This is a genomic window from Brachybacterium sp. AOP29-B2-41, from assembly GCF_052378395.1.
In the GTDB taxonomy this organism is placed as follows: Bacteria; Actinomycetota; Actinomycetes; order Actinomycetales; family Dermabacteraceae; genus Brachybacterium.
In genome coordinates, this window is sequence record NZ_JBQSXR010000016.1 from 59,699 (window position 1) to 82,590 (window position 22,892).

The 22,892-nt window shown below is 68.8% G+C and carries 23 protein-coding genes; 14 read left to right on the forward strand and 9 right to left on the reverse strand.

Annotation, left to right across the window (positions count from 1 at the left end):
- The first annotated feature begins 89 nt into the window (after positions 1-89).
- Positions 90-590: a hypothetical protein gene (locus tag ACT3T9_RS14670; protein WP_441444291.1), complete on the forward strand. Its 501-nt coding sequence runs from the start codon at positions 90-92 to the stop codon at positions 588-590.
- Positions 591-640: 50 nt separating this feature from the next.
- Here the strand turns inward: ACT3T9_RS14670 and ACT3T9_RS14675 are convergent, their stop codons facing one another.
- Positions 641-1,249 (reverse strand): thymidine kinase, encoded by a 609-nt coding sequence (locus ACT3T9_RS14675; protein WP_441444290.1) that lies wholly within the window; start codon positions 1,247-1,249, stop codon positions 641-643.
- Positions 1,250-1,338: 89 nt separating this feature from the next.
- On the opposite strand from ACT3T9_RS14675, the gene ACT3T9_RS14680 reads away from it, so the two are divergent.
- From ACT3T9_RS14680 to ACT3T9_RS14700, 5 genes are all read left to right on the forward strand, one after another.
- Entirely contained in the window at positions 1,339-1,989 is a 651-nt protein-coding gene (locus tag ACT3T9_RS14680) for a mismatch-specific DNA-glycosylase (protein WP_441444289.1), read from the forward strand.
- A 206-nt stretch (positions 1,990-2,195) separates the two neighbouring features.
- Complete coding sequence (locus tag ACT3T9_RS14685; protein WP_441444288.1) at positions 2,196-3,554, forward strand: NtaA/DmoA family FMN-dependent monooxygenase; 1,359 nt, start codon at positions 2,196-2,198, stop codon at positions 3,552-3,554.
- Between the two features lie 141 nt (positions 3,555-3,695).
- The gene (locus ACT3T9_RS14690; RefSeq protein WP_441444287.1) at positions 3,696-4,802 is read left to right on the forward strand and encodes a baeRF2 domain-containing protein; all 1,107 of its coding nucleotides are present in this window, start codon (positions 3,696-3,698) and stop codon (positions 4,800-4,802) included.
- Between the two features lie 197 nt (positions 4,803-4,999).
- Entirely contained in the window at positions 5,000-5,326 is a 327-nt protein-coding gene (locus ACT3T9_RS14695) for a plasmid stabilization protein (RefSeq protein WP_441444286.1), read from the forward strand.
- A 250-nt stretch (positions 5,327-5,576) separates the two neighbouring features.
- Positions 5,577-6,968 (forward strand): TerC family protein, encoded by a 1,392-nt coding sequence (locus ACT3T9_RS14700; protein ID WP_444606885.1) that lies wholly within the window; start codon positions 5,577-5,579, stop codon positions 6,966-6,968.
- A 59-nt stretch (positions 6,969-7,027) separates the two neighbouring features.
- Here ACT3T9_RS14700 and ACT3T9_RS14705 read toward each other — a convergent pair whose 3' ends face one another.
- Positions 7,028-7,687: a lysoplasmalogenase family protein gene (locus ACT3T9_RS14705; RefSeq protein WP_441444284.1), complete on the reverse strand. Its 660-nt coding sequence runs from the start codon at positions 7,685-7,687 to the stop codon at positions 7,028-7,030.
- A 116-nt stretch (positions 7,688-7,803) separates the two neighbouring features.
- On the opposite strand from ACT3T9_RS14705, the gene ACT3T9_RS14710 reads away from it, so the two are divergent.
- From ACT3T9_RS14710 to ACT3T9_RS14730, 5 genes are all read left to right on the forward strand, one after another.
- Positions 7,804-8,724: a macrolide 2'-phosphotransferase gene (locus ACT3T9_RS14710; RefSeq protein ID WP_441444283.1), complete on the forward strand. Its 921-nt coding sequence runs from the start codon at positions 7,804-7,806 to the stop codon at positions 8,722-8,724.
- Between the two features lie 311 nt (positions 8,725-9,035).
- Entirely contained in the window at positions 9,036-10,043 is a 1,008-nt protein-coding gene (locus tag ACT3T9_RS14715; protein ID WP_441444282.1) for a transglycosylase family protein, read from the forward strand.
- Positions 10,044-10,538: 495 nt separating this feature from the next.
- Entirely contained in the window at positions 10,539-12,014 is a 1,476-nt protein-coding gene (locus tag ACT3T9_RS14720) for an MFS transporter (RefSeq protein ID WP_441445912.1), read from the forward strand.
- A 178-nt stretch (positions 12,015-12,192) separates the two neighbouring features.
- Complete coding sequence (locus tag ACT3T9_RS14725) at positions 12,193-13,365, forward strand: Gfo/Idh/MocA family protein (protein ID WP_441445911.1); 1,173 nt, start codon at positions 12,193-12,195, stop codon at positions 13,363-13,365.
- Positions 13,366-13,512: 147 nt separating this feature from the next.
- Positions 13,513-14,361, forward strand: coding sequence for a sugar phosphate isomerase/epimerase family protein (locus ACT3T9_RS14730; protein WP_441445910.1), 849 nt, complete (start codon positions 13,513-13,515; stop codon positions 14,359-14,361).
- Positions 14,362-14,499: 138 nt separating this feature from the next.
- Here ACT3T9_RS14730 and ACT3T9_RS14735 read toward each other — a convergent pair whose 3' ends face one another.
- Positions 14,500-14,853 carry a hypothetical protein gene (locus tag ACT3T9_RS14735; RefSeq protein ID WP_442332321.1) on the reverse strand — a complete coding sequence of 118 codons (354 nt, stop codon included), beginning with the start codon at positions 14,851-14,853 and terminating at the stop codon, positions 14,500-14,502.
- A 301-nt stretch (positions 14,854-15,154) separates the two neighbouring features.
- On the opposite strand from ACT3T9_RS14735, the gene ACT3T9_RS14740 reads away from it, so the two are divergent.
- Positions 15,155-15,970 carry a SurA N-terminal domain-containing protein gene (locus tag ACT3T9_RS14740; RefSeq protein WP_441445908.1) on the forward strand — a complete coding sequence of 272 codons (816 nt, stop codon included), beginning with the start codon at positions 15,155-15,157 and terminating at the stop codon, positions 15,968-15,970.
- A 74-nt stretch (positions 15,971-16,044) separates the two neighbouring features.
- On the opposite strand, the gene ACT3T9_RS14745 is transcribed toward ACT3T9_RS14740, so the two are convergent.
- From ACT3T9_RS14745 to ACT3T9_RS14755, 3 genes are all read right to left on the reverse strand, one after another.
- Positions 16,045-17,610 (reverse strand): GMC family oxidoreductase, encoded by a 1,566-nt coding sequence (locus tag ACT3T9_RS14745; RefSeq protein ID WP_444606886.1) that lies wholly within the window; start codon positions 17,608-17,610, stop codon positions 16,045-16,047.
- Positions 17,607-18,239, reverse strand: coding sequence for a hypothetical protein (locus ACT3T9_RS14750; protein WP_444606887.1), 633 nt, complete (start codon positions 18,237-18,239; stop codon positions 17,607-17,609). Before ACT3T9_RS14750 ends, ACT3T9_RS14745 begins: the two co-directional genes overlap by 4 nt.
- Before the next feature lie 180 nt (positions 18,240-18,419).
- Positions 18,420-19,211, reverse strand: a complete 792-nt coding sequence (locus ACT3T9_RS14755; protein WP_444606888.1) for an IclR family transcriptional regulator — start codon at positions 19,209-19,211, stop codon at positions 18,420-18,422.
- A 154-nt stretch (positions 19,212-19,365) separates the two neighbouring features.
- Here ACT3T9_RS14755 and ACT3T9_RS14760 point away from each other — a divergent pair, with 154 nt between their 5' ends.
- Entirely contained in the window at positions 19,366-19,686 is a 321-nt protein-coding gene (locus ACT3T9_RS14760; protein WP_345077463.1) for a putative quinol monooxygenase, read from the forward strand.
- A gap of 16 nt (positions 19,687-19,702) precedes the next feature.
- A complete protein-coding gene (locus tag ACT3T9_RS14765; protein WP_444606889.1) occupies positions 19,703-19,945 on the forward strand; it encodes a DUF2249 domain-containing protein in 243 nt (80 codons plus the stop codon).
- Between the two features lie 45 nt (positions 19,946-19,990).
- Here the strand turns inward: ACT3T9_RS14765 and ACT3T9_RS14770 are convergent, their stop codons facing one another.
- From ACT3T9_RS14770 to ACT3T9_RS14780, 3 genes are all read right to left on the reverse strand, one after another.
- Complete coding sequence (locus tag ACT3T9_RS14770) at positions 19,991-20,761, reverse strand: DUF899 family protein (RefSeq protein WP_444606890.1); 771 nt, start codon at positions 20,759-20,761, stop codon at positions 19,991-19,993.
- Positions 20,761-21,465 (reverse strand): dihydrofolate reductase family protein, encoded by a 705-nt coding sequence (locus tag ACT3T9_RS14775; protein WP_444606891.1) that lies wholly within the window; start codon positions 21,463-21,465, stop codon positions 20,761-20,763. The genes ACT3T9_RS14770 and ACT3T9_RS14775 overlap by 1 nt, the downstream gene beginning before the upstream one ends.
- A gap of 203 nt (positions 21,466-21,668) precedes the next feature.
- Positions 21,669-22,733: a tellurite resistance/C4-dicarboxylate transporter family protein gene (locus tag ACT3T9_RS14780; protein ID WP_444606892.1), complete on the reverse strand. Its 1,065-nt coding sequence runs from the start codon at positions 22,731-22,733 to the stop codon at positions 21,669-21,671.
- Positions 22,734-22,892 lie beyond the last annotated feature (159 nt).

Genomic DNA, 22,892 nt, shown 5'->3' on the forward strand with positions numbered 1-22,892 from the left:
GGCCCGGGAGTGGGGAGTCCTCCCCATCGCACGGCAGTGCCGAGTACGGGATACTGACCGGAGACGCCACACGAACCCGGGGAGAAGTCATGGTCTACGCACAGCCGCAGCAGGGGCGCCCGCTGTCCTCGGGACCCGGTCGGCCCAAGCGCCCGATGTGGCATTGGCTGCTGGTCGCCGGCGTCGCCGCCGTCGGTCTGCTGGTGATCGCGGCCTTCGCGATCTTCATCGCCTTCCAGGTGCTCACCCGCGGTAACCCGCAGTCGACTCTCGAGGATTTCTACACCTCGCTGGAGACCACGGACTGCGAGCTGTTCATGGACTCCACCACGGAGGAGTACCGCGACGCGACCGGGTTGACGAGCTGCTCGATCTTCGAGGAGGCGCTGGGCGGGATCACCTCGATCGACTATCAGGTCGATGAGCGCATCAACCGGCAGGGATACGCGATCTTCGAGGTCACCGAGTCGTTCTCCTCGAATGGGGACGACGCCGAGGTCCAGCTGCGCTACTACGTGCGGCGCATCGACGGGCAGTGGGACCTGGACGGCATCGAAGTCGTCGAGCCGGGCGCCGAGCCGATCACCTGAGCGGGCCGTTCCTCGGAACGGCATGACGGTTCCTCCGCGCGGCAGGCGTGTCACCCGAGCGGCGTGGCGTTCCCCCCGAGCGGCTGGGCAGTGCTCCAGCGATGGCTGCGGCAGCGCGCCTGATAGGACTCGGCGCCACCGACCTGCAAGGTGGTGATCCGCTGAGCATCGGAGCCGTCATCGACGAGCCGGGTGTGGAAGGCCGCATCCGCGCCGCAGACGGTGCACACCGCAGTCAGCTTCACCACCTCCTCGGCGAGCGCCATCAGCGTGGGCAGCGGGGCGAAGGGCTCACCGTCGTAGGTGATGCACAGCCCGGCGACCTCCACCTGGATCCCGGCGTCGAGCAGCCTCTCGATCACCGGCACGATCGACGGGCCGAAGAACTGGGCCTCATCGATCGCGACCATGTGGGGTCTGTCCTCACCGGTCGGCACCTGCAGCTCCTCGGCATGCTCGAGCATGCGCGCGGGGAGCGAGCGCCCGGCGTGGGAGCTCAGCCGGTCCGCGCCGCCACGTTCATCCAGAAGGTGGCCGACCACCTCCACCCGCAGCCCGGCCAACCGGGCCCGATGGACCCTCCGCAGCAGCTCCTCGGTCTTGCCAGCGAACATCGGACCCGCGATCACGTGCAGTCGTCCTGCCTCCATGGGGCGCATGTCCTCAGCGTACGCGCGGCCCGCAGAGCCCCACCCAGAGCGCGCGCTCCGCAGTGCATCGCGCCCGCGCTCCGCAGTACAGTGCCGGGATGAGCACACGGCGCCCCTCCCCCCTCGCGGGCCGGAAGCCGACCAAGCAGGACCTCGCCGCCTTCGCCACCCCGGATCCGGACTCGATCGACGATGTGCTGCCCGATCCGGCGCTGGACCCGCCGCTGCGGCTGCTGATCGTCGGCATCAATCCCGGTCTCTGGACCGCAGCGGTCAACGCTCCCTTCGCCCGGCCCGGCAACCGGTTCTGGCCCTCGTTGCACAGGGCCGGTCTCACCTCCCGCCTGGTCGATGCCTCCCGCGGGTTGGCTCCCGAGGACGAGCAGGATCTCCACCGACGCGGCATCGGCATCACGAATCTGATCGGTCGCGCCACGGTGCGCGCCGACGAGCTGGGGCGTGAAGAGCTGCAACGGTCCGGGACGCAGCTGATCGCACGGCTCGAGCAGCTGCGACCGCAGGCCGTCGCGATCGCGGGCATCACCGCATTCCGCTCCGCCTACTCGCTGCCCAAGGCCCGGCTCGGGCTCCAGGACCCCGCCACGGTCGCCGGCTGGCCTGCGAGCGTCGCGCTGTGGGTGGTGCCGCAGCCGAGCGGGCTGAACGCCCATGCTTCCGTGGCATCGCTCGCCGACAACTGGCGCGAGGTCGCCCGCAGCGCCGGCGTCCAGCACCACGACGAGAGCTGATCACCCTCAGCAGGCCGGGCGATCCCCGAGGGTCCCGGGATGCGTCGCTCCCGTGGCCCCGGTGAATCATGACGCCGCAGGAACGAGTGCGTCGACGTAGAGGGCGCCGTCGAATTCCCCGGTCACCGTCGTTCACAGGACGTGCGCGGCGGGGCCGCAGGGCGGATCGTGCAGGGCAGCATCCCTGACCGACGAATGGAGCCCTCGTGTCCCCCAAGCCCCTCATCCTGAACCTGTTCGAGATGAACTGCGTCGGCCATATCACCCACGGGCTGTGGCGGCTGCCCGGCAACAACCGCCATCGCTACACCGACCTCGAGTACTGGACCGAGCTCGCACAGATCGCCGAATCCGGCGGCTTCACCGCGATCTTCCTCGCCGATGTGGTGGGTGCCTATGACACCTACGGAGGCTCCGCCGAGACCGCCCTGCGGGAGGGGCTGCAGATCCCCAACAACGATCCGATGCTGGTGGTCCCCGCGATGGCCGCGGTCACCGAACGCCTCGGCTTCGGCATCACCTTCTCCACGAGCTACGAGCCGCCCTTCGCCTTCGCCCGGCGCATGTCCACCCTGGACCACCTCACCGATGGACGGGTCGGGTGGAACATCGTCACCTCCTACCTGCCCAACGCTGCGCGCAACTTCGGGCTCGCCGACGAGATCGAGCACGATCACCGCTACGAGATCGCCGACGAGTACCTCGAGGTGGTGTACAAGCTCTGGGAGGGCTCGTGGGAGGAGGACGCCGTGGTGCGTGACGCCGAGGCCGGTACCTACGCGGACCCGACCAAGGTCCACCGCATCGACCATGTCGGCGAGAACTTCTCCGTCGCCGGCCCGCATCTCTCCGAGCCCTCCCCGCAGCGCACCCCGACTCTGATCCTCGCCACTGCGTCCCCCGCGGGTGCCCTGCGCGCCGGACGCCATGCCGAGCTGGTCTTCACCCACGGCCCGTTGCTCGAGCGCACCGTCCCGGCCGTGCGCGCCGCCGCTGCGGAGGCCGGCCGCGATCCCGCAGCTCCGAAGTTCGTGGTGCAGGCGGCGGTGATCACGGCCAGCACCCAGGAGGAGGTCGACGCGAAGCTCGCCCTCTACCGGGAGCACCGCTCGATCGAGGGCATGCTCGTGCATCAGTCGGTGCCGATCCGGGCGCTCGAGCACCCGCGGGAGCGGACCATCGCCGAGGCGCTCGAGGCCGAGGGCCTGCCGGCGGACACCCCGGTGGGCCGGCGCGGTCTCTCCTCCACCGTCGGCGAGCTGCTGGACGCCGTCGACGAGGCCTGGCAGGACAGGTTCTTCGTGGCCGGCACGCCGGAGGTGGTCGCGGATGCGATCGAGCACTGGCTCGATGTGGAGGGCATCGACGGGATCAACCTGCGTCAGTACCACTCCTTCGACACCGTGCGCGACTTCGCGGAGCTGGTCTCCCCGATCCTGCGGGAGCGCGGCCGCCTGCCCGAGCTGGAGGGCACTCTGCGCCGTCGGCTGAGCGGGAGCGACCGGCTCCCGGCGGAGCATCCTGCCGCGCAGTTCCGGGGCGCCTTCACGGATCACGGGGTCTGAGTGGCGATGGGCGGGGCCGGATCCGGCCGTTTGCTTGCGGCGACCGGGCGCGCGTGGAAGTGTTGAGCGGACCCAGGCGGGGCGACGAGGCCGAGCAAGGGTGCTCGCTCCCCCGCACGTAGAGCATGTTGGAGGTCACCTGTGAAACTGCCTTGGCTCACTCCTGTCCTGGACCAGACCGGTCCCCTGATCTCGGTCCATCTCGACACCACGCGGACCGATCCGCAGGCCGCCGGCGAGCTCGAGGCGAGGTGGGCACAGCTGCGTTCCCGGCTCGGTGCGGAGGGCGCCCCGCAGGTCCTGCTCACCCAGATCGAGGACTCCGTCCTCAGCCCTTCACCACTGGGCGGTCGCCATGGGCGCTCGCTCTTCGCCTCGGACACCGAGATCCTGGTGGACCGGGTGCTGCCCGTGCCGCCGCTGCAGGAATCCGCCCACCGCGGGGAGTTCCCCACGCTGCTCCCCCTGCTCCGGCTGATCCCGTTCGCGGTCAGCCAGCTGCTGATCGTGGTGGACCGCGCAGGGGCGGACCTGCACCTGCGCTCCCCGGAGAATCCCTCGATCAGCCATGGGACCAATGGGCTGGGCGAGGACTCGACGGTCGAGGGCGGCCACGACGTGCTCCACAAGGCGAGCCTCGGAGGCGGGGCCCAGCACGGCTGGCGAGCGGACAACTACGAGGCTCGTGTCGAGGACTCCTGGGAGCGCAACGCCGACGCCGTCGCCGGCTCGGTCGAGAAGATCCTGCGCGAGCGCCAGGTCGACATGGTGATGGTCAGCGGTGATGTCCGTGCGATCGGTCTGCTGCGCGAGGCACTGGGCCGGGAGACCCGGGAGCGCCTGGTGGAGGTCCAAGGCGCAAGCCGCGGCGTCGCGCTGGACCGCGGCCCGTTCCGCGAGGAGCTGCGCCTGGTCACCGACGAGTTCATCGCGGCCCGCCAACGGGAGCTCGCGGCCCGTTTCCGGGAGAGCCAGGCCCGCGACGGCGCCTCGGTCGGCGGTGCGGCGGAGGTCTGGCAGGCCCTCTCCCGCGGACAGGTCGAGGAGCTCCTGTTCGTCGCCGGCCACGAGCCGGCGGGTATCGAGGAGCTTCTGCGCGGTGCGCTCGCCACCGATGCGGCCATCTCCGCGCTCCCGGAGGATGCCGACGGGATCCCCGAGGGTGTCGGGGCGCTGCTGCGCTGGCGCGATGAGACCACCCCGTCCAACAGCATCGGGTCCATGTCCGGAGATGCTCGCCGCGAGTGATCGCGGCCGAGGAACGGTCCACCGACGGTCGGGGCGCCTGCGCACCGGCCGTCGGTCGGCGGGCCGCTCCTGCCCCGGGGATGTCGACCGTTCGGTTCCCAGCCTCGCCCTCGTACGCGGACTGCGTGAGGATGGGGGCCCGCGGGCAGCCCGCCCGCTGAAAGCACAGCACAGCGACGATGAGAGCAGGAGTGACCATGCCCAAGGCCTGGAGCTCGAAGCGTGAACGCCAGTACGAGCACATCAAGGACAGTCAGATCGAGAGCGGCAGCTCCGAGGATGAGGCGGAGGAGATCGCTGCTCGCACCGTGAACAAGACTCGTGCCCAAGAGGGCGAGTCCGAGGAGGCGAGCCGAACCTCCACGCAGGACAAGTCCCCCTCCGAACGGGGCGGCCAGCGCTCCCACTCCGGGGCGCAGGGGCGCACCAAGGAGCAGCTCTACGCCGATGCAAAGCGTCAGGGAGTCGAAGGACGCTCGACCATGGACAAGGACGAGCTGAAGGACGCCGTCGAGGATCGGTGAGGTTGATGCCACGCCCGGGTCGCAGCACGTCCGCTGTTCTCGCCGCTGACGTCCGGCAGCCGATGTCGGCGCCGCTCCCACTCCCCGCCCAGGAACCAGCAGTACGGTGCGAGATGGCAACGGGGGAGTATCCGCCACGCTGCGGACGTCATCACGAGGACCGTCATCGGACCTCCGGGCGCAGCGGCCCGTCGAGCAGATCGACGGGTGGAGAGACTCGGGTCAGAACTCGACCCAGGAAAGCTCTCCTATGACTGTCTCCCCGCTCGTCTGGATCCTCACGATCGTGGCGGTCCTCGGCCTGCTGGCCTTCGACTACTTCTTCCATGTGCGCAAGGCGCACATCCCCACTCTGCGCGAAGCCGCGATCTGGTCCTCCATCTACGTAGGGATCGCGCTGCTGTTCGGTGTCGGGGTGCTCCTCGTCGGCGGCGGCACGATGGGCGGCGAGTACTTCGCCGGCTATGTCACCGAGAAGGCGCTCTCGGTGGACAACCTCTTCGTGTTCCTCGTGATCATGGGCGCCTTCGCGGTCCCGCGCGAGGACCAGCAGAAGGTATTGTTGTTCGGCATCACCTTCGCGATCATCGCCCGCTCCGGCATGATCGCGATCGGTGCCGCCGCGATCGACGCGTTCTCCTGGGTGTTCTACGCCTTCGGCGCGATCCTGCTGATCACCGCGGTGAAGATGATCGTCGATGAGCTGAAGGACGACTCCGGCGAGGAGGAGAAGGAGAGCTTCTTCGTCCGCGTGATCAAGAAGTTCCTCCCCGCGACGGACGAGTTCGACGGCGACAAGCTCTTCACGATCGAGAACGGCAAGCGGGTGCTCACCCCGATGCTGCTGGTGATGATCGCCATCGGCGCCACCGACCTGCTGTTCGCGCTCGACTCGATCCCGGCGATCTTCGGCCTCACCCAGAACACCTACATCGTGTTCACCGCGACCGTGTTCTCGCTGCTGGGCCTGCGCCAGCTGTACTTCCTCATCGACGGTCTCCTGGACCGCCTGGTGTACCTCTCCTACGGCCTCTCGATCATCCTCGCGTTCATCGGCGTGAAGCTCGTCTTCCACGCCCTGCACGAGAACGAACTGCCCTTCGTCAACGGCGGTGAGCCGTTCCATGGCGTCCCGGAGATCACGACCGGGTTCTCCCTCAGCGTCATCCTCGGTGTTCTCACCGTCACGGTGCTCGCCTCCCTGCTGTCACCCAAGGGCCGGGCGCAGGCGGCCGTGAACAATGCCCACCAGGAGGCGAAGGCGTACATCGAGATGTCCTATACGTCCTTCGAGGAACGGCGCCAGGGGATCTACGACCAGATGATCGCGCACGAGAAGAGGATCGACGCCCTGCCCGTGAAGTATGAGGCCATGGTCGTGGCGGAGAAGAACGTGCGGGAGCTCCTGGCGGACGCCCACCGGATCCATGAGCACCGGGCCGAGCAGGAAGAACGCGGCGAGGGCTCCGACGAGCAGCCCGGGGACCTGGTGGTCACCCGTGCCGACGGCTCGGTTGCGACGGATCCCAGCGGCAACGTCATCACGGTCGCAGAGGAGCAGGCGGCCCGCGCGACGAAGGAGGCCAAGCGCCGCGAGCGCGAGCAGGCCCGGGACGACCACGTCGCAGCGCGCAGGCGCTGAGCTGCAACAGTCCGGTGAGCGGGCGTCCTTCGGACTCCCCGAGGGGCGCCCGTTCTCCGTCAGGGACGTCGGGAAGGTGCGGGCGCTCCGCTGGCCGCCCGGCGCACCGCGACCACGACCAGCACCTGTGCCACGAGGTAGGTGGCCATCACCCAGACGTTGTGCGCCGGGAGCGTGAGCACTCCGAAGGCGTCCAGCGCGATCAGGGAGTCCGAGACCACGAACACCGCACCACCGATCGCCCCGAGCCGCCCCAGGCCGGTGGCCAGCAGAGCCATCGCACAGATCGCCGTCGCGTAGACCATGACTGCAGGCAGCAGCGCACCGGCTCCGGGGGCCGAGAGCACGACGACGACCACCGCCACGAGCAGGTAGATCCACACCGCGCGAGGCCGGCGCAGCAACGAGGCATGCCGCCATGGCCAGAAGGCGACCGCATAGACCAGCTGTGCGATCAGGAAGCTGCCCAGCATGCCGAGGAACCCGGGCTCTCCACCCACGAAGCGAGGGATCGTGTCTCCGAGCCAGGAGAAGCCGAGGGCGATCAGGGTGAGGCGCACGAGGGGCCGACGAGGCGCTGCCGTGCCCGCCCAGAGGGCTGCGGCGAGCAGCGGCATCAGCAGCACCTGGGTAAGCTCGGCGACCAGCCCGATCTCGAACCACTGCGCCGCCAGATGAATGATGCCGATCATGACCAGGACGCCCATCAGAGCTCGCATCGATGTCCCTCCGCCAGCGGTCCCGCCGGTGCCTGCTCGCATAGGACGAGAGTACGTTCCGCCTCGGCAGAGCAAAAGCACTGGTCGCCGAGGGAGGGCGGTGGCACCATGCAGGGATGCCTCCTGCCACCGCCGCCGTCCCACCCGCTGACCTGGACGCGTTGCTGGAGCTCGGCTCCGCCCATGGTCTCGACCTCGACGGCTCCACCCTGCACACCGAGGAGATCGGACTCGACTTCCGGGTGGCGATCGCCCGCGCCGCCGACGGCAAGCACTGGGTGCTGCGCATACCCCGCCGCCCCGACGTGCTCGAGCGCGCTGCGGTCGAGGGGAGGCTCCTGAAGATGGTCGGCCCGCACCTGGGGATCGCGGTCCCAGACTGGCAGATCAGCACCTCCGAGCTGATCGCCTACCCGCTGCTGCCCGGCGCCCCCGGCCTCAGCGTCGAGCGGGATGGCACAGTGATCTGGCACGTCGACATGTCTTCTCCCGTCTACGCCACCTCGCTCGGAACCGCCGTATCCCAGCTGCATGCGGTGGGTACCGAGGCGGCCGCTGCCACCGGTATCGAGGTGCGCTCACCCAGGCAGGTGCGTGAGGGCTGGCAGCGGGATCTCGAGCAGGTCGCCGCAGAATTCGAGATCTCGGCGACGCTGCGGGAGCGCTGGACCGCCTGGATCGCGGAGGACAGCTTCTGGCCGCAGCACTCGGTGCTCACCCACGGCGAGATCTATCCGGGCCACACCCTGGTCGAGGACGACCAGATCACCGCGATCCTCGACTGGACCACCGCCGCGATCGGCGATCCCGCCAAAGATCTGATGTTCCACCAGGTGAGCGCGCCGGCAGACGCCTTCGAGACAGCCCTCCAGGCATACACGGCAGGCGGCGGGCACACGTGGCCGCGACTCGCGGAGCACTGCACCGAGATGTTCTCAGCCGGACCGATCGCCTATGGGCTGTTCGCGCTGACCACCGGGGAGGCAGCGCATCGAGAGGCCGCCGCAGCGGCGCTGAACCCTCCTGCCGAGTCCTGACTCTCGAGGTCGTCCCATGCCTCGGCGCGCCGATCACCCAGTGGCCGGGGTCACAGAGCGGGAGCGGACTCACATCCGCGCGCGACGTGAGCCCCAGGGCGCCCCGTCCCGGCAGGTCACGGACAGGTAACGGGCGCTCTGCCGGTTCATCGGCACGTTCCCCTCAGGTCAAATCTCCGTCAGCACCCTCGGGGGTCCTTGATCCGGGGCCCCCCTCTCCCCGTACGGTGGCGGTCGTTCGAGACGCGAGCTCCGCCCCTGCGGATCCGCGAGACCAGCAAGACCCGCACGACCAGCGAGAGGACGTGTTCATGTCCAAGCACAGCACGCACGCCACCACGACCCCCCGAGCCTCTGCCCTGCGCAGAGGCCTGGCCCGCACCGCAGTGACCCTCGCCGGAGGCGCCGTCGTCGCCACCGGCATGCTCGCCACCGGCACCGCGGCGAACGCCGCGACCGGATGGGACGAGGTCGCCGCCTGCGAGTCCGGCGGTGACTGGTCGATCAACACCGGCAACGGCTACTACGGCGGCCTGCAGTTCTCCCAGCAGACCTGGGAGGGCTTCGGCGGAACGCAGTACGCCTCGAGCGCCGACCAGGCCTCCAAGGGCCAGCAGATCGCGGTGGCCGAGCGCGTCCTCGCCGAGCAGGGCGCTGGCGCCTGGCCCAACTGCGGCTCCGCCCTGAGCGGCGGTGCCAGCACCAGCGACGCCCCAGCGCCGTCCGAGCAGGACGAGGCCCCGAAGGAAGAAGCGCCCGAGCAGAAGCAGCAGGACTCCACCCCGAGCCGCGAGTCCGAGCAGCAGGCGAACCGCTCAACGGAGCGCGAGAGCACCGAGCCCCAGGGTGACTGGAGCTGCGACGGCGACGGCATCGCCGACAACTGCGACGAGAACGGCTTCGCCAAGGAGACCGAGAAGAAGCAGCAGCCCGAGCAGGAGCCCTCCGAGAAGGCACAGCAGGATCCTGCCCCGAAGGCTCAGCAGGAGTCCGCTCCTGCCCCGGAGAAGTCCGCAGGCGAGCCCGGCTCCAAGGCCAGCGGCGACCTCTCGGTCGCGGGCACCCTCGAGGTGGACGGGAAGATCGGCCCGGAGACCATCACGGCCCTCCAGGACTGGCTGAACGTCGAGCAGACCGGCGAGATGGACGAGGCGACCACCCTGGCGCTCCAGGGCTGGGCCGAGACCGGTCAGGACGGCGTGATCGGCGAGAAGACCGTGGCCGGCCTCCAGCACGAGGTCGGCGCCGCCCAGAACGGCTCCGACGAGATCGACGAGGACACCACCGAGGTCCTGCAGACCTTCCTGAACCTCTACTGATCCCTCCCGGCAGCTGCGATCCCACCCTGTGGGCCGCAGCCACCGCGCGGCACCGCCGCAGCTCCCGGCACGGCGGGGCCCCCCACCCCGGGGGCCCGGCCGTCCGCCGTTCGGCGAGTGCACCGCGCGCGTGCACCGCGCGCGTGCGCAGCGCGCAATGGGTGCGAGTCCGCAGGACCCCGGACCCGGAGCGCGGCAACCCACGGCAATTTCCAGGGCGCGCCGGCCTCCATCCTCCAACGTGACAGAGACCCCTCCTCTCGACACGAAGCAAAAGTGCTGGCAGCAGCCCCGTTACCAAGTAGTACAAGATTCGACCTCCCGGCAACCACACTGCAACCTCTGGCAACAATGGCCAATCGTTCAGCGCTCTGGCAAGACTCGGGCCATAGCCGACACCGCTTCTCGCGGCACCCTCGGCACACCGGAGCCACCAGCGACACACCGCGCCTGGTCGCTCCAGCTACTCAAGGATGAGCCAGAAGGAGCACAACGATGAGCACCACCAGCGCACACCCGGGGCAGGGCCGCATGGCCCCGTCCAGTTCGCCGAGCTCGACGGCCAAGCGCCCGTTCAGCTTCCGAGACAAGATCGGCTACATGTTCGGCGACTTCGGGAACGACTTCACGTTCCTCCTGCAGTCCGCGTTCTTCATGATCTTCTACACCAACGTCATGGGCATCAACGCCGCCCACGTCGGCACCCTGCTGTTCGCCGCGCGCATCCTGGACGCCTTCACCGACGTCGGTGCAGGACGCCTGATCGACACCCTGAAGCCCGGCAGGTCCGGCCGGTTCAAGCCCTGGCTGCTGCGCATCATGATCCCCGTCGCCACCGCGTCGTTCCTCATGTTCTCTCCCTTCCTGCAGGACGGCAGCTACGGCGCCCGTCTCGGCTGGATGATCGCCACCTACGTCCTGTGGGGCTCGGTCTTCTACACCCTGATCAACATCCCCTACGGCTCCATGGCCTCGGTCATCTCCAACCAGCCCGGTGAGCGCGCCTCGCTGTCGGTGTTCCGCTCCCTCGGTGCCACCCTCGCGAACCTCGCCATCTCCGTGGTCCTGCCGCTCGTCGTCTTCGTCCAGATCAACGGCCAGTCCGAGCTCTCCGGAACCAACATGATGTGGGCCGCACTCGGCTGCGGCATCCTCGCAGTGGTCTGCTACCTGCTGTGCTTCATCAACGTCGAGGAGCGCATCGCGACACCTGCGAAGGCCAAGGAGCAGCGCGCGAGCCTCGGGCAGACCCTCGGCGCCATGGCGAAGAACCGGGGACTGACCGGACTGATCGCCACCTCGCTGTTCATGCTCATCGCCTTCATGCTGCTCGGCGGCATGATGCCCTACATGCTCAACGAGTACTTCAACAACGGCCAGCTGCTGAGCCTCGTGAACTTCGTGGGCCTCGCCCCGACCCTGCTGCTGGTCCCCTTCGCCTCGAAGCTCGCCAAGACCTTCGGCAAGAAGGAGGTCGGCGTGGTCGGCATGTCGCTGGCCGTCATCGCCGCACTGATCCTGTTCGTCCTCCGCACCGACAGCCCCTACGTGTTCATGGTCGGCTACGCCGTGCTCATGCTCGGCGTCTCCTGCCTGAACATCCTGATCTGGGCATTCATCACCGATGCGATCGACCTCCAGGAGATCCAGTCCGGTGAGCGCAACGATGCCACCGTCTACGGCATGTACTCCTGGGCCCGCAAGCTGGGCCAGGCCATCGCAGGTGGCCTGACCGGCTGGGCCCTGGGATGGATCGGATACGAGTCCGGGACCGGCGGGACCGTCGTGCAGACCCAGGAAGTGCTGGATGGCATCTACAACCTGTCCACCCTCGTGCCGGCCCTGCTGCTGGGCGTCTCGCTCCTCGCCCTGATCTTCTGGTACCCGCTGTCCAAGAAGCGCGTCGACGCGAACGTCGCCCTCCTCGAGCAGCGCCACGCCGAGGCCGCCGCGGCTGCTGCCGAGAGCTGATCCACGCTGGTCGACGGTCCCTCCCGAGGGTCCGTCGACCGCAGTAGGGTCGGTGGGGAGAGAGCTTTCCCCACCGGCCCTTCCCCCACCTCGTCTCACCTCACCCCACGTCAGACTTACTTTTCACCGCGCGACCGCTTCACGGAGCGCAGGGATCCACCACAGAAACGGAGACACCATGTCGGAGAAGAACGTCCGCCTCGGAATCATCGGCCTCGGAGCTCAGGGCGGCATGTACGCCGGCGTGATCGCCGACGGCAAGGTCGCGGGCATGACTCTCGGCGCCATCGCGGACAACGATCCCGCCAAGAAAGAGGTCGCCGCCGAGAAGCACCCGGACGTCCCCTTCTACGACGACTACCTCGCGATGCTGGACTCCGGTGACATCGACGCGGTGGTCACCACCGTGCCCCACTTCGACCACGCGGAGATGACCATCACCGCTCTCGGCAAGGGCATCCACACCCTCACCGAGAAGCCGGCCGGCATCTACACCAAGCAGGTCGAGGAGATGAACGCCTTCGCGGCGGAGCACCCCGAGACCACCTTCGCGATCATGTTCAACCAGCGCACCAACCCCGTCTACACGGACCTCAAGGAGCTCATCGCCTCCGGTGAGCTCGGCAAGCTGCGCCACACCTCGTGGATCATCACCACCTGGTGGCGCCCGCAGGCGTACTACGACCAGTCGGCATGGCGCGCGACCTGGGGCGGCGAGGGCGGCGGCGTGCTGGTCAACCAGGCACCCCACCAGCTGGACCTCTGGCAGTGGCTGTGCGGCACCCCGAAGAAGGTCTTCGCGAAGCTCTCCTTCGGCTTCCAGCGCGACATCGCCACCGAGGACGAGGTCAACGCGGTCGTCGACTTCGGCGACGGCGCGACCGGCAGCTTCATCACCTCCACGAACGACATCGTCGGCACCGACCGCCTGGAGATGCTGTTCGACAAGGGAAAGGTCGTCGTGGACGGCTCCAAGAAGGTCACCATCACCCGCCTCAAGCAGGACGAGCGCAGCCTCAGCGACGGCATGTCGGCGGAGGACGTCGGCCGCCTGTTCAAGGGCATGATCGACACCTCCGAGCTGTACGAGACCGAGGTCAAGGAGTACGAGTCGGTCTGGGGCCAGCAGCACATCGACGTCCTGACCAACTTCGCGGCGAACGTCAACGACGGCACCCCGCTGATCGCGGACGGCGCCGAGGGCATCAACGGCGTGCGCCTGGCCTCCGGCATGCAGCTGTCGGCCTGGACCGGTCGCGAGATCGATCTGGTGGACTACCCGGCCGAGGAGTACCTCGCCGAGCTCAACAAGCGCATCGAGGATGAGGGCAAGTTCCCCGCCCGCGCCTGAGCCGCTGAGCGGTCGGGCCGGTGCCTCCAGGCACCGACCCGGCCGCTTCCGTCATCTCGCATCACGCACCACGCACCACGCACCACGCACCATCACGTTCCTCCGGTGCCGCGCGGCGCCGCCCTCACGACTCGAAGGAGACTCACCATGCCCGTCCTCGGACTCCAGCTCATGATGCTCAAGGACCAGATCAACGAGAAGGGGATGTACGAGGTGCTGCGCCAGGTGCGCGAGCTCGACATCGACGCCGTCGAGGTCTCCCAGGTGGAGATGACCGACGAGCTGATCGACGATCTCGTGCGCGGCAAGGCGGACTTCAACGTCGAGACCGCCGCGATGAGCGCCTCGATCGAGCCCGGCGGCAACGGCTTCGCCCTCTCGACCGAGTTCGACCGCGCCGTTGAGGCCTGCGAGAAGACCGGCTCCCGCTTCCTGCGCATCGGCATGATGCCCTTCTCGGCGATGACCTCGAAGACCGCCACCGAGGAGTGGGCCGCCTCCGTCGAGCCCTACGCCGCCCGCCTCGCCGAGCAGGGCATCACGCTTTGCTACCACAACCACCACGTCGACCTCATCAAGTTCGACGGCGAGCGGATCTTCGACATCGTGCGCCGCGTGGCGCCGTCGCTCCTGTTCGAGGTGGACCTCCACTGGGTCCAGCGCGGCGGCATGGCACCCCTGGAGATGCTCGAGGCCTACAGCGGCGCCTGCAAGCTGATCCACGTCAAGGACTTCCGGGTCGCTCCCCTGCCCCAGGAGATCGTCGACAAGTTCGAGGCGAAGGAGATCGACATGAAGGAGTTCTACGGAGCCTTCCTGTCGCTCGGCCAGTTCGCCGAGGTGGGCCAGGGCAACATGAACTGGCCCGCGCTGCTCCCCGCCGCAGAGAAGGCCGGCGCCGAGTACTTCCTCATCGAGCAGGACGACACCTTCGGCCGCGACCCGATCGACTGCATCCGCGAGTCCCGCGAGTATCTGAAGTCCATCGGCTACTGACCCGATCCCGCCGCTCGGCGGGACTCCTCTCAGCGCAGATCGGGCGTGCAGCGCAGATCGGGCGATTCTGAGCCGATCCTGACCGGATCCTGGCTCGGAACCGCCCGATCTGCCGTTCCTGCGGTTCCCGGCGGTGCCTCAGCGCTGCAGGTAGGTGCGGATCTCCCGAATCTGCGCCGTCTTCGTGGCTCCGGCGAAGCGGATCATGTGGCAGAAGTCGACCCGCTCGTCGCCGCGCACCAGGTAGCCCTCGCAGGCGGCGAGGCGGCCATGGTTCAGCACCATGAGGATCTCCCCTCGCTCTGCGGCGAAGGGCGGCCCTGCGAAGCCGCCGGGCACAGGACTGTCCTCACCGACGAGGAACCAGGTGGCGTCCTCGCGCAGCCATGCGCGTACCGTCGCCTCCTCCCCCGCCGCCCAGGCCGAAGCGATCTCCGCGACGATCGTCATGCGCGGGGAGTTGCCACAGTCTGCGGGAATCGTCATCTCCATGGCTGACACCCTAGAGGTGCTCGGCGCCGCACGCCACGCCCTCAGACCATCGGCCATTGCACCGGCGACGCCGCTGGCCCGGCGAGGCCGCTCCGTCTCCGGAGCGCAGCTCGGGCGGGCTCCGGAGAGGTCAGGGTCGATGGGCGCCGCCGGTGTGAGTCAGGCCTCCGCACAGCATCGCCGTTTCCAGACCCATCTCAGGCAGAGAATTCGATGTCCTGACCGCCACCTGGGCGAACCTGCAACGCGGTTCCAGGGTTCAGGGCGTAACGTCGCCCGCTCCCCCACCTCAGGAGGCACAGTGAAGGTTCCCAGCCAGCGGGCACTCCGGCGCACTCTCGCCGCACTCACACTCACCGCAGCGGTCGCACTGACCGGCTGCAGCGGCGACCAGGCTGCACCTTCGGGCGGCAGCGATCAGGGCGGGCAGGCGCCTGCGGCCAGCGACGGCGGCGGCTCGCCCCTCGCCGGCGGCCAGGGCGGCGAGCAGCCGCAGATGCCGGAAGCCGATGTCTCCGACGTCCCGGATGTCGTCGCCACCGTCAACGGTGAGGACATCACCAAGGACGAGTTCACCGCCATCTACGAGGGCCAGTTCCAGCAGGCGGCGATGCAGCAGCAGCAGAGCGCCGGTGGAGAGGTCGACCAGGCGGCGCTGAAGACCCAGGTCGCGAATCAGCTGGTCGACAATCGGCTGCTGCTGCAGGGCGCGTCCGAGGCCGGTATCGAGCCGACAGATGCGGATATCGACGCGACCCTCGAGGAGATCGCCCAGCAGAACGGACTCGGTTCAGCGGACGAGGTCGTAGCCGCGCTCGAGCAGCAGGGCATGAGCAAGGAGGATGTGCGCAAGGACGCCTCGTCGCAGTTCATGCTCACCACCTACATCGAGCAGGAGGCGGGCATCGAAGAGCCCACCGACGAGGAGCTGAAGACGCAGTACGACCAGCTCGTCGAGCAGCAGGAGCAGGCCGGTGGCGACACCGCACAGGTGCCGCCCTTCGAGGAGGCCAAGGAGCAGCTCGCCCAGCAGGCGATCGCCCAACAGCGGAACGAGGCGGCCACCACCATCGCCGCCGAGCTGCGCGAGGCCGGAGACGTGACGGTGAACGTCTGAGCGCCCTCACCACGTTGACGGCCGGGCCGCTCCTGTGAGCTGACCCGGCCGCTTCTCGTGCACTGCGGGACGGCTCAGACCTCCCCCTTCTTGAGCGCGTCGGCGATGTGCTCGGCCTGCCGGATCGCCAGCGCCACGATCGTCAGGGTGGGGTTCGCGGCGGCGCCGGTGGTGAACTGCGAGCCGTCGGAGATGAACAGGTTCGGCACGTCGTGCGCCCGGCCCCACTTGTCGACCACGCCGTCCTCGGGCCGCTCGCTCATGCGGCAGGTGCCGAGGTTGTGCGTGGAGGGGTAGGGGGTGGTGCGGTGGGTGCTGACCGCGCCGACGGCGGTGTAGAGCTTCTGCGCCTGGGTGAAGGCATGCTCCCGCATCGCCAGGTCGTTGGCGTGATCATCGAAGTGGACGTGGGCGACCGGCAGGCCGTGCTGATCGGTGACGGTGGAGTCGAGCGTGATCGCGTTGGACTCCTGCGGCATGTCCTCCCCCACCAGCCAGCAGCCGGCGGTGTTCTCGTAGGCGTCCAGCAGCCGGGTGAAGTCCGGTCCCCAGGCGCCGGGTTCGACGAAGCTGGCCATGAACGCCGGACCCAGCGAGATGGTCTGGATGTAGTAGCCGCCGGCGAAGCCGCGGGTGGGGTCGTGCACGGACTCGTCTGCGATGTTCCCGGCCATCGTCTCGCCGCGGTACATCCGCACCGGTTTGTCGAACTGTGCGTACACGCTGCCGGTCATGTGGCGCATGTAGTTGCGGCCCACCTGCCCGGAGGAGTTCGCGAGCCCGTCGGGGAACAGCGAGGAGGAGCTGAGGTGCAGCAGGCGTGGGGTCTCGATCGAGTTCCCGGCCACGCACACCAGCCTCGCGGCCTGGCGATGCAGGGTTCCGTCCTGGTCGAGGTACAGCACGGCGTCCACGCGCCCGGTGCGGTCGTGGAGGATCTGGGCGACGTGGCTGTTCGGTCGCAGGTCCAGCTTGCCGGTCTCGAGAGCGCGAGGGATCTCCCGCACCATCGTCGACCACTTCGAGCCGTTCTTGTCGCCCTGGAAGTTGAAGCCGTCCTGCACCGAGGCGGGGCGGCCGTCGTAGGGCTCGGCGTTGGTGCCATAGGGGCCGGTGGCGTAGTGGTGATAGCCGAGCTTCTCCGCACCCGCGGCGAGCACCTTGTAGTTGTTGTTCGCCGGCAGCGGCGGGCGGCCGCCGCGGTGGGTGGAGCCGATCGCGTCCTCGGCCCGGGTGTAGTACGGCTCGAGCTCGTCGTAGGTGAGCGGCCAGTCCAGCAGGTGCGCCCCATCGACCCGCCCGTAGGTGGAGCGGGCCTTGAACTCGTGAGGCTTGAAGCGCGGGGTCGCCCCGGACCAGTGGGTGGTGGTGCCGCCGACAGCCTTCACGATCCAGGCGGGGAGGTTCGGGAAGTCCTTCGCCACCCGCCAACTGCCGGAGGTGGTGCGCGTATCGGTCCAGGCCATCTGATTGAAGGCCTCCCACTCGAGGTTCATGTAGTCCTCGCCCCGCAGGTAGGGGCCCGCTTCGAGGAGCACGCACTCGATGCCCTGCTTGGTGAGCTCGTAGGCGAGGGTGCCGCCGCCGGCCCCGGAGCCGATGATGACGACGGCCTCGGTGGAATGGTCGATCGTGCTCATGAGGTAGCTCCCTTGCTCCCGTTGCTGCTGCTCCTTGTGCCGCTCGTGCTGCTCGCTCGGCGGCCTGTGCCTCCGGCTCTCACCCTGCTCTGCCCGGCGGGCACTGCGGCACCCCTGACACTGGCGGTGGTCGCCGCGCGGGGCAGGTCCGAGACGATGTCCACCAGCGGGTCCCCGTCGTACTCTTCGATCCGGGGGTCCGGCAGCCAGTCGAGATCGTCGAAGCCGCGGTCGATATAGCCGCCCTTGTCGAAGGAGGGGCCCTCGTAGCCGAGCGCCTCCCACACCTCCTCGTCCTCATAGAGGCTGACCACGACCGTCTGCCGCACGAAACCGAAGAAGGTCGTGTGCTGGACGCGCAGCAGCAGCGGCAGCGCCTCCTGCGCGGTGAGCTCGGTGAAGCGGCCGCTGGCGAGCGCCTGCAGGGAGTCGAGCCCCTGGGCGAGCTTGACCCGCATCCAGGTGGTGTCCTCGGCGGCCGCCTGCACGGTGGCCGCGGCCCGCTCGTAGGCGGTCCCTGGCACGCCGTCGTGCGGGAATGCGGCCCGGATGAGGGCGAGGAGCGTCCGGGCGGCGTCCTCGCTCCCCTCGATGTCGTTGACGGTGTCCCCCGTCTGCGGTGCACTCATGGCATGCCCTCCCTGGCGTCATCGGCAGTGATGTGGGACACACGCTAGAGAGGGTTCGTGGTGACGGCAATCGCCGTTATCGCCGAGTGAGAAGTGGCCGACGGGTACAGCGTCTCGCGCAGCGACCTGCCCGCGGCGCCGCCGGGGAACCGGGGTTGAGGGGGAGACGGCCCCTTCGGCTCAGGCGTGGTCCGCGCCAAGGCGGTAGGCACGGCCCGCCCGCGAGGCGCAGGCCCGCAGGCGGTCCTCGACGTGGCGCACACGGCCCGCATAGGCGGCGACCGGGGCGGAGAGCGCGACGGTGCCGATGAGCATGCCGTCGTCGGCCTTGATGGTGGCGGCCAGGCAGTCGGTGCCGGGCACGAACTCCTGGTGCTCCCAGGCGATGCCGCGAGTGGCGATCTCCGCGAGCTGCTCGCGCAGCTGAGCGGGATCGGTGAGGGTGCGGTTGGTGTGGGCGCGCAGCGGGGTGTCGGCGAGGTAGGCCTCCCGTTCTTCGGCCGGCAGCGAAGCGAGCCCCACCTTCCCGAAAGCGGTGGCGTGCGGGCTCTCATGGAATCCGAAGCTCAGCGGGGACAGGCGCGGCGCCTGCGGGGAATCGGAGACGTGCACTACCACGAAGTCGGCACCGCGGTGGATCGAAAGATAGGCGGCCATCCCCAGATCGCGGTGCAGGGCGTGGACCTCCTCGCGCACAGCGCGGGGGACTCCGAGGTGCTCGTGGAGGCCGACGGCCAGGCGGTGCAGCTTGTACCCGAGCGCGAAGCGCTGCTCGTCGCGCAGATGGACCAGGTAGTCGGCGCGGAGAAGCTCCTGGGCGATGCGATAGACGGTGGGCAGCGGGATGCCGGTGACTTCCGCGATTCCGCGGGCAGTGCTGCTGCCGTGCTCGGCGACCGCTTCGAGCACTGCCAGCGCACGGGCGATCTGCCCGGTCGGGGCGTCTTCGCCCCGCTCCTGCTCGATGCTCATCCCGTCCTCTTCTCCGGCACTCTCGGCCGCTGGGTTCATTGTGCCGCAGACGCCGTAAGTCGGAGCCCGATTCTTGTGTTGCGAGAATGGGGCTACCGCGACGGCCGGCCGGCAGGCAGGCTGGCTCCGCACCCCTCTCTGAAAGGACCCCACGATGATCCTGATCAACGTCAAGTTCCCAGTGAAGCCCGAGTTCGCCGACCAGTGGCCCGAGCTCTCGAGCGAGTTCACCGAAACCACCCTGGCCGAGCCGGGGAACCTGTGGTTCGAATGGTCGCGCAGCGTGAAGGAGCCCAACACCTATGTGCTGATCGAAGCGTTCACCGATGAGGGCGCCGGCCCGCATGTGAACTCTCCCCACTTCAAGAAGATGCAGGAGGAGTTCCCGCAGTATCTCGAGGCGACTCCGCAGATCGTCTCCCACCAGATCGACAGCGAGGGCTGGGGCCCGATGGGAGAGATCACCGTCGAGTGATCTGTCCGCGCCGCCCGTGCTGCGGGACCTAGGACCATATTCTCCACAGGATCAAGTAGAGAATGTCGAGTGGATCAGAGCCTCGATCTTCGGGGCGATCGAATCGCTCGTGCAGAACGGGGGCATGATCATCTCTGCCACCCACGACCCGGTGCCGCTGCTGATGCAGCTGCAGGCCAAGCACGGGGACACCTACGCGACCGAGTACCTCGATAAGGGTCCCGAGCGCTGGCGCATCCTGATCCGTCGCGCGGCCTGAGCCCACCGCGCCACGACCGGCCAGCCGACGGGCCGGCGGAGCAGCTCAGTGCCGCTCGCGCCGGCCCAGCGTCGTCACCGGAGCCGCCCCTGGCCTTGCCCATTGAGGCAGCGGCCGGCTGGTCTCGCCCCAGGTGGGCGCGCCCTGCGCATCAGTGCGCCAGGACCAGCAGGCGTGACGGCTCCCGGGCCAGCCGTCCGGGACGTCCTCCCAGTCCTCACCGCGGCCGTAGGGCGTCAGGTCCAGCAGGCCCATCGAGAAGTTCACCCGCTCGTTGCCGCGCCCGGTGGTGCGATAGGTGAGGAACACCCGGTCCCCTGCGCGCAGGAAGCTCGCGAGATAGCCCATGTCGCCGCCGATCGGGGCGGGAGCTTCCCGCGCCGAATACCAGGGCACGCGCCGGTATTCCATGAAGGCGATGAAAGGGTGCACCTCCTCCCAGCTTCCGGTGGTGAGGATCGCGAGCGAGACGCCGTGGGCGTTCAGGTAGGTCGCGTCGTGAAGGTGCCATGCAGTGGTGGTGCAGCCTTCGCACTGCCCCTGGTGCGGGGCTCCGTCATGCCACATGTGCTGGTACACCACGAGCCGGTCACGGCCTTCGAACAGGGAGAGGAAGGGCACTGAGCCGACAGGACCGGTCACCTCGGCACTCCCGTCGATCTCCACCATCGGCAGCCGGCGCCTTGCGGCAGCGATCGCATCCCCCTCGCGGGTATGCGCCTTCTCCCGCACCAGCAGCTCGTCCCGAGCGGACTGCCAGGACTCCATGTCCACGACCGGCGGCCGGCCGGCAGGCCGCCCCGACGACAAGCCCATCACTCGGCGCCCCCGGTGCGATCCCAGGCCGAGCCGGGAGGCTCTGACAGGTAGGTCGGTACGTATTCGAGCAGCTGGAGGCCACCCTCGAAGGTGCGTGCGGTGACGAGGTCGAGGGAGAAGTCCTCGAACTGCTCCCAGATCCGCTCGAGCCCGGTGCGCCCGGTGATGACCGGGAACAGGATGATGCGGAAGCGGTCCACAAGCCCGGCCTTCAGCAGCGAGTGGCTGAGGCGGATACTGCCGGTGGTGGTCAACGGCGAGGTGGCGTTGCGTTTGAGCTCCCGGACCGCCTCGACCGCATCAGTGCTGATCAAGGTGGTGTTCGGCCAGGCCAGGGGCTCTTCGAGGGTGGCGGAGAAGACGATCTTCGGGAGCTGCGCCATCTGGGCGAAGCTGGCCCTCTCCTCTTCGGAGACATCGATCCGTTGGGCCTGTTCAGCCATCCTCGCCATCAGTCGGTAGGTGGTGGCGCCCATCAGGGTCACCGAATCCGGCTGCTCACCGAGCCAGGCGAGATATTCCGGGCTCTCGAGCCCCCACCAGCCCGGCCAGCCCTCCCCGGCGGCGCAGCCGTCCACGGAGAGGATGAAGTCGACCACCAGCTCCCCCGCTTCGGCACCGGGCGCGGACGCGCCACGTGCCCCGCTGGTCCTGCTCGTGCTGCTGGTGCTGCTCGTCTTGCTGGTGCTCGCATCGCTCATCGCGACCGCTCCTCGGAGAGTTCGGCCCCGGCATGCACCGGCGCTCGTTCCCCTCCACCCAAGCACTTGATGAGGCTCCCGTCCATGGGCCGCAGCGATCAGTTCTTGCAGCGGCGGGCACCGCATCGCCAGCGCGCGCACCAGCGGATCACGCACCCGGCGGGCCCCCGAGCGAGTCTCGAGGGGAGCGCCCCGGCTCCGGCTCAGCCCTTCGCACCGCGCAGACCTCGCAGCAGTGTCATCAGCAGGCCGACCGCGACCGCGACCCAGGCAAGCACCGCCACCACCAGTCCCACATCGCCGACCCCCTCGACCAGCGGCAGGTGCTCGACCCGCCCCAGCCGCAGTGAGGCGACGGCAAACATCCCCAGGGGGAACACGATCGACCACAGCGAGGGCGTGTACCGCAGCGGAACCCGGTGGATCAGGTGCCGCCACAGGCCCGCTCCGGCCAGCAGCGGAATCAGCCACAGCGCGAAGCACCAGAAGACCACGACGGTCCCGCCGATCAGCCCGCGGGCGGCGTCGACCATCGGCACCGAGTCCATGGCGAAGATCCCGGCCCCGGCGACCACCGCGATCGCGAGCGCGCCCATCGCGACCCAGTAGGTGGGCTCGAACTGTCGCGGTGTGATTCCGAAGTGCACGATCCGCAGGATCACCAGCACTGCGATCCCGACGTACAGGATCGTCCCCACCGACCAGGCCAGCACGGTGAGCAGGCCCAGCAGGTCTGCATAGGCGTGGGTCGCGGGCTTCAGGCCGGAGAAGCCGACGGCGAGAGACTGCGAGGCGACGGACCAGATGAACCAGCTGCCGTTGGTGCGCGCGAGGATCGGCTCGCCGTCCCGGGTCATCAGCACCTGCCAGGGCAGCACATATCCCAGTACGATCCAGATCGCAGCGCCGACCCCGAGCAGCACTGCGGAAGCAGTGGGGAGCCCTATCTGCTGCAGACCGACCGCCACGACGCTGGCCGCGGCGACGATCGTGAAGTAGCCGAAGGCGGTCTCGGGATTCTTCGCGTCCGCCCGCATCCGATCACGGTGGCGCAGCCAGCGCAGCACGTACAGCGCGGCCAGCACCGCCCCGGCCAGCGCGGCGAGGATGAGGAGGACAAGCGCTGCTTCGTCGGCCCCGACCATCCGCAGCCCCATCGAAACGATTCCGGTACCCATCACCAGCGCGAAATATCCCGGCGCGAGCCCCGCGAGCGCCTGTTCGGCGCGCACTGCAAGAGGAGGGAACGCCGCGGGGGAGGTGGACACGGGACCATTGTGCGCCGGGGTCCCCGCGCCGCGACAATCGTGACCTCGATCAACAGAGACACTCATCCCACCCGCGGGACCTTGCACCCAGTGCAACTTCACCCCTAACCTCGAGCAGGGCGACGAATGCCGCCCGACGAGCGGGACAGCAGCCCGATG

Coding starts and splice junctions, on each gene's coding strand:
- ACT3T9_RS14670 (WP_441444291.1), top strand. CDS start 90: ATGGTCTACGCACAGCCGCAGCAGGGGCGCCCGCTGTCCTCGGGACCC.
- ACT3T9_RS14675 (WP_441444290.1), bottom strand. CDS start 1,249: ATGCGCCCCATGGAGGCAGGACGACTGCACGTGATCGCGGGTCCGATG.
- ACT3T9_RS14680 (WP_441444289.1), top strand. CDS start 1,339: ATGAGCACACGGCGCCCCTCCCCCCTCGCGGGCCGGAAGCCGACCAAG.
- ACT3T9_RS14695 (WP_441444286.1), top strand. CDS start 5,000: ATGCCCAAGGCCTGGAGCTCGAAGCGTGAACGCCAGTACGAGCACATC.
- ACT3T9_RS14700 (WP_444606885.1), top strand. CDS start 5,577: ATGACTGTCTCCCCGCTCGTCTGGATCCTCACGATCGTGGCGGTCCTC.
- ACT3T9_RS14705 (WP_441444284.1), bottom strand. CDS start 7,687: ATGCGAGCTCTGATGGGCGTCCTGGTCATGATCGGCATCATTCATCTG.
- ACT3T9_RS14710 (WP_441444283.1), top strand. CDS start 7,804: ATGCCTCCTGCCACCGCCGCCGTCCCACCCGCTGACCTGGACGCGTTG.
- ACT3T9_RS14715 (WP_441444282.1), top strand. CDS start 9,036: ATGTCCAAGCACAGCACGCACGCCACCACGACCCCCCGAGCCTCTGCC.
- ACT3T9_RS14720 (WP_441445912.1), top strand. CDS start 10,539: ATGAGCACCACCAGCGCACACCCGGGGCAGGGCCGCATGGCCCCGTCC.
- ACT3T9_RS14725 (WP_441445911.1), top strand. CDS start 12,193: ATGTCGGAGAAGAACGTCCGCCTCGGAATCATCGGCCTCGGAGCTCAG.
- ACT3T9_RS14730 (WP_441445910.1), top strand. CDS start 13,513: ATGCCCGTCCTCGGACTCCAGCTCATGATGCTCAAGGACCAGATCAAC.
- ACT3T9_RS14735 (WP_442332321.1), bottom strand. CDS start 14,853: ATGGAGATGACGATTCCCGCAGACTGTGGCAACTCCCCGCGCATGACG.
- ACT3T9_RS14745 (WP_444606886.1), bottom strand. CDS start 17,610: ATGAGCACGATCGACCATTCCACCGAGGCCGTCGTCATCATCGGCTCC.
- ACT3T9_RS14750 (WP_444606887.1), bottom strand. CDS start 18,239: ATGAGTGCACCGCAGACGGGGGACACCGTCAACGACATCGAGGGGAGC.
- ACT3T9_RS14755 (WP_444606888.1), bottom strand. CDS start 19,211: ATGAGCATCGAGCAGGAGCGGGGCGAAGACGCCCCGACCGGGCAGATC.
- ACT3T9_RS14760 (WP_345077463.1), top strand. CDS start 19,366: ATGATCCTGATCAACGTCAAGTTCCCAGTGAAGCCCGAGTTCGCCGAC.
- ACT3T9_RS14770 (WP_444606890.1), bottom strand. CDS start 20,761: ATGGGCTTGTCGTCGGGGCGGCCTGCCGGCCGGCCGCCGGTCGTGGAC.
- ACT3T9_RS14775 (WP_444606891.1), bottom strand. CDS start 21,465: ATGAGCGATGCGAGCACCAGCAAGACGAGCAGCACCAGCAGCACGAGC.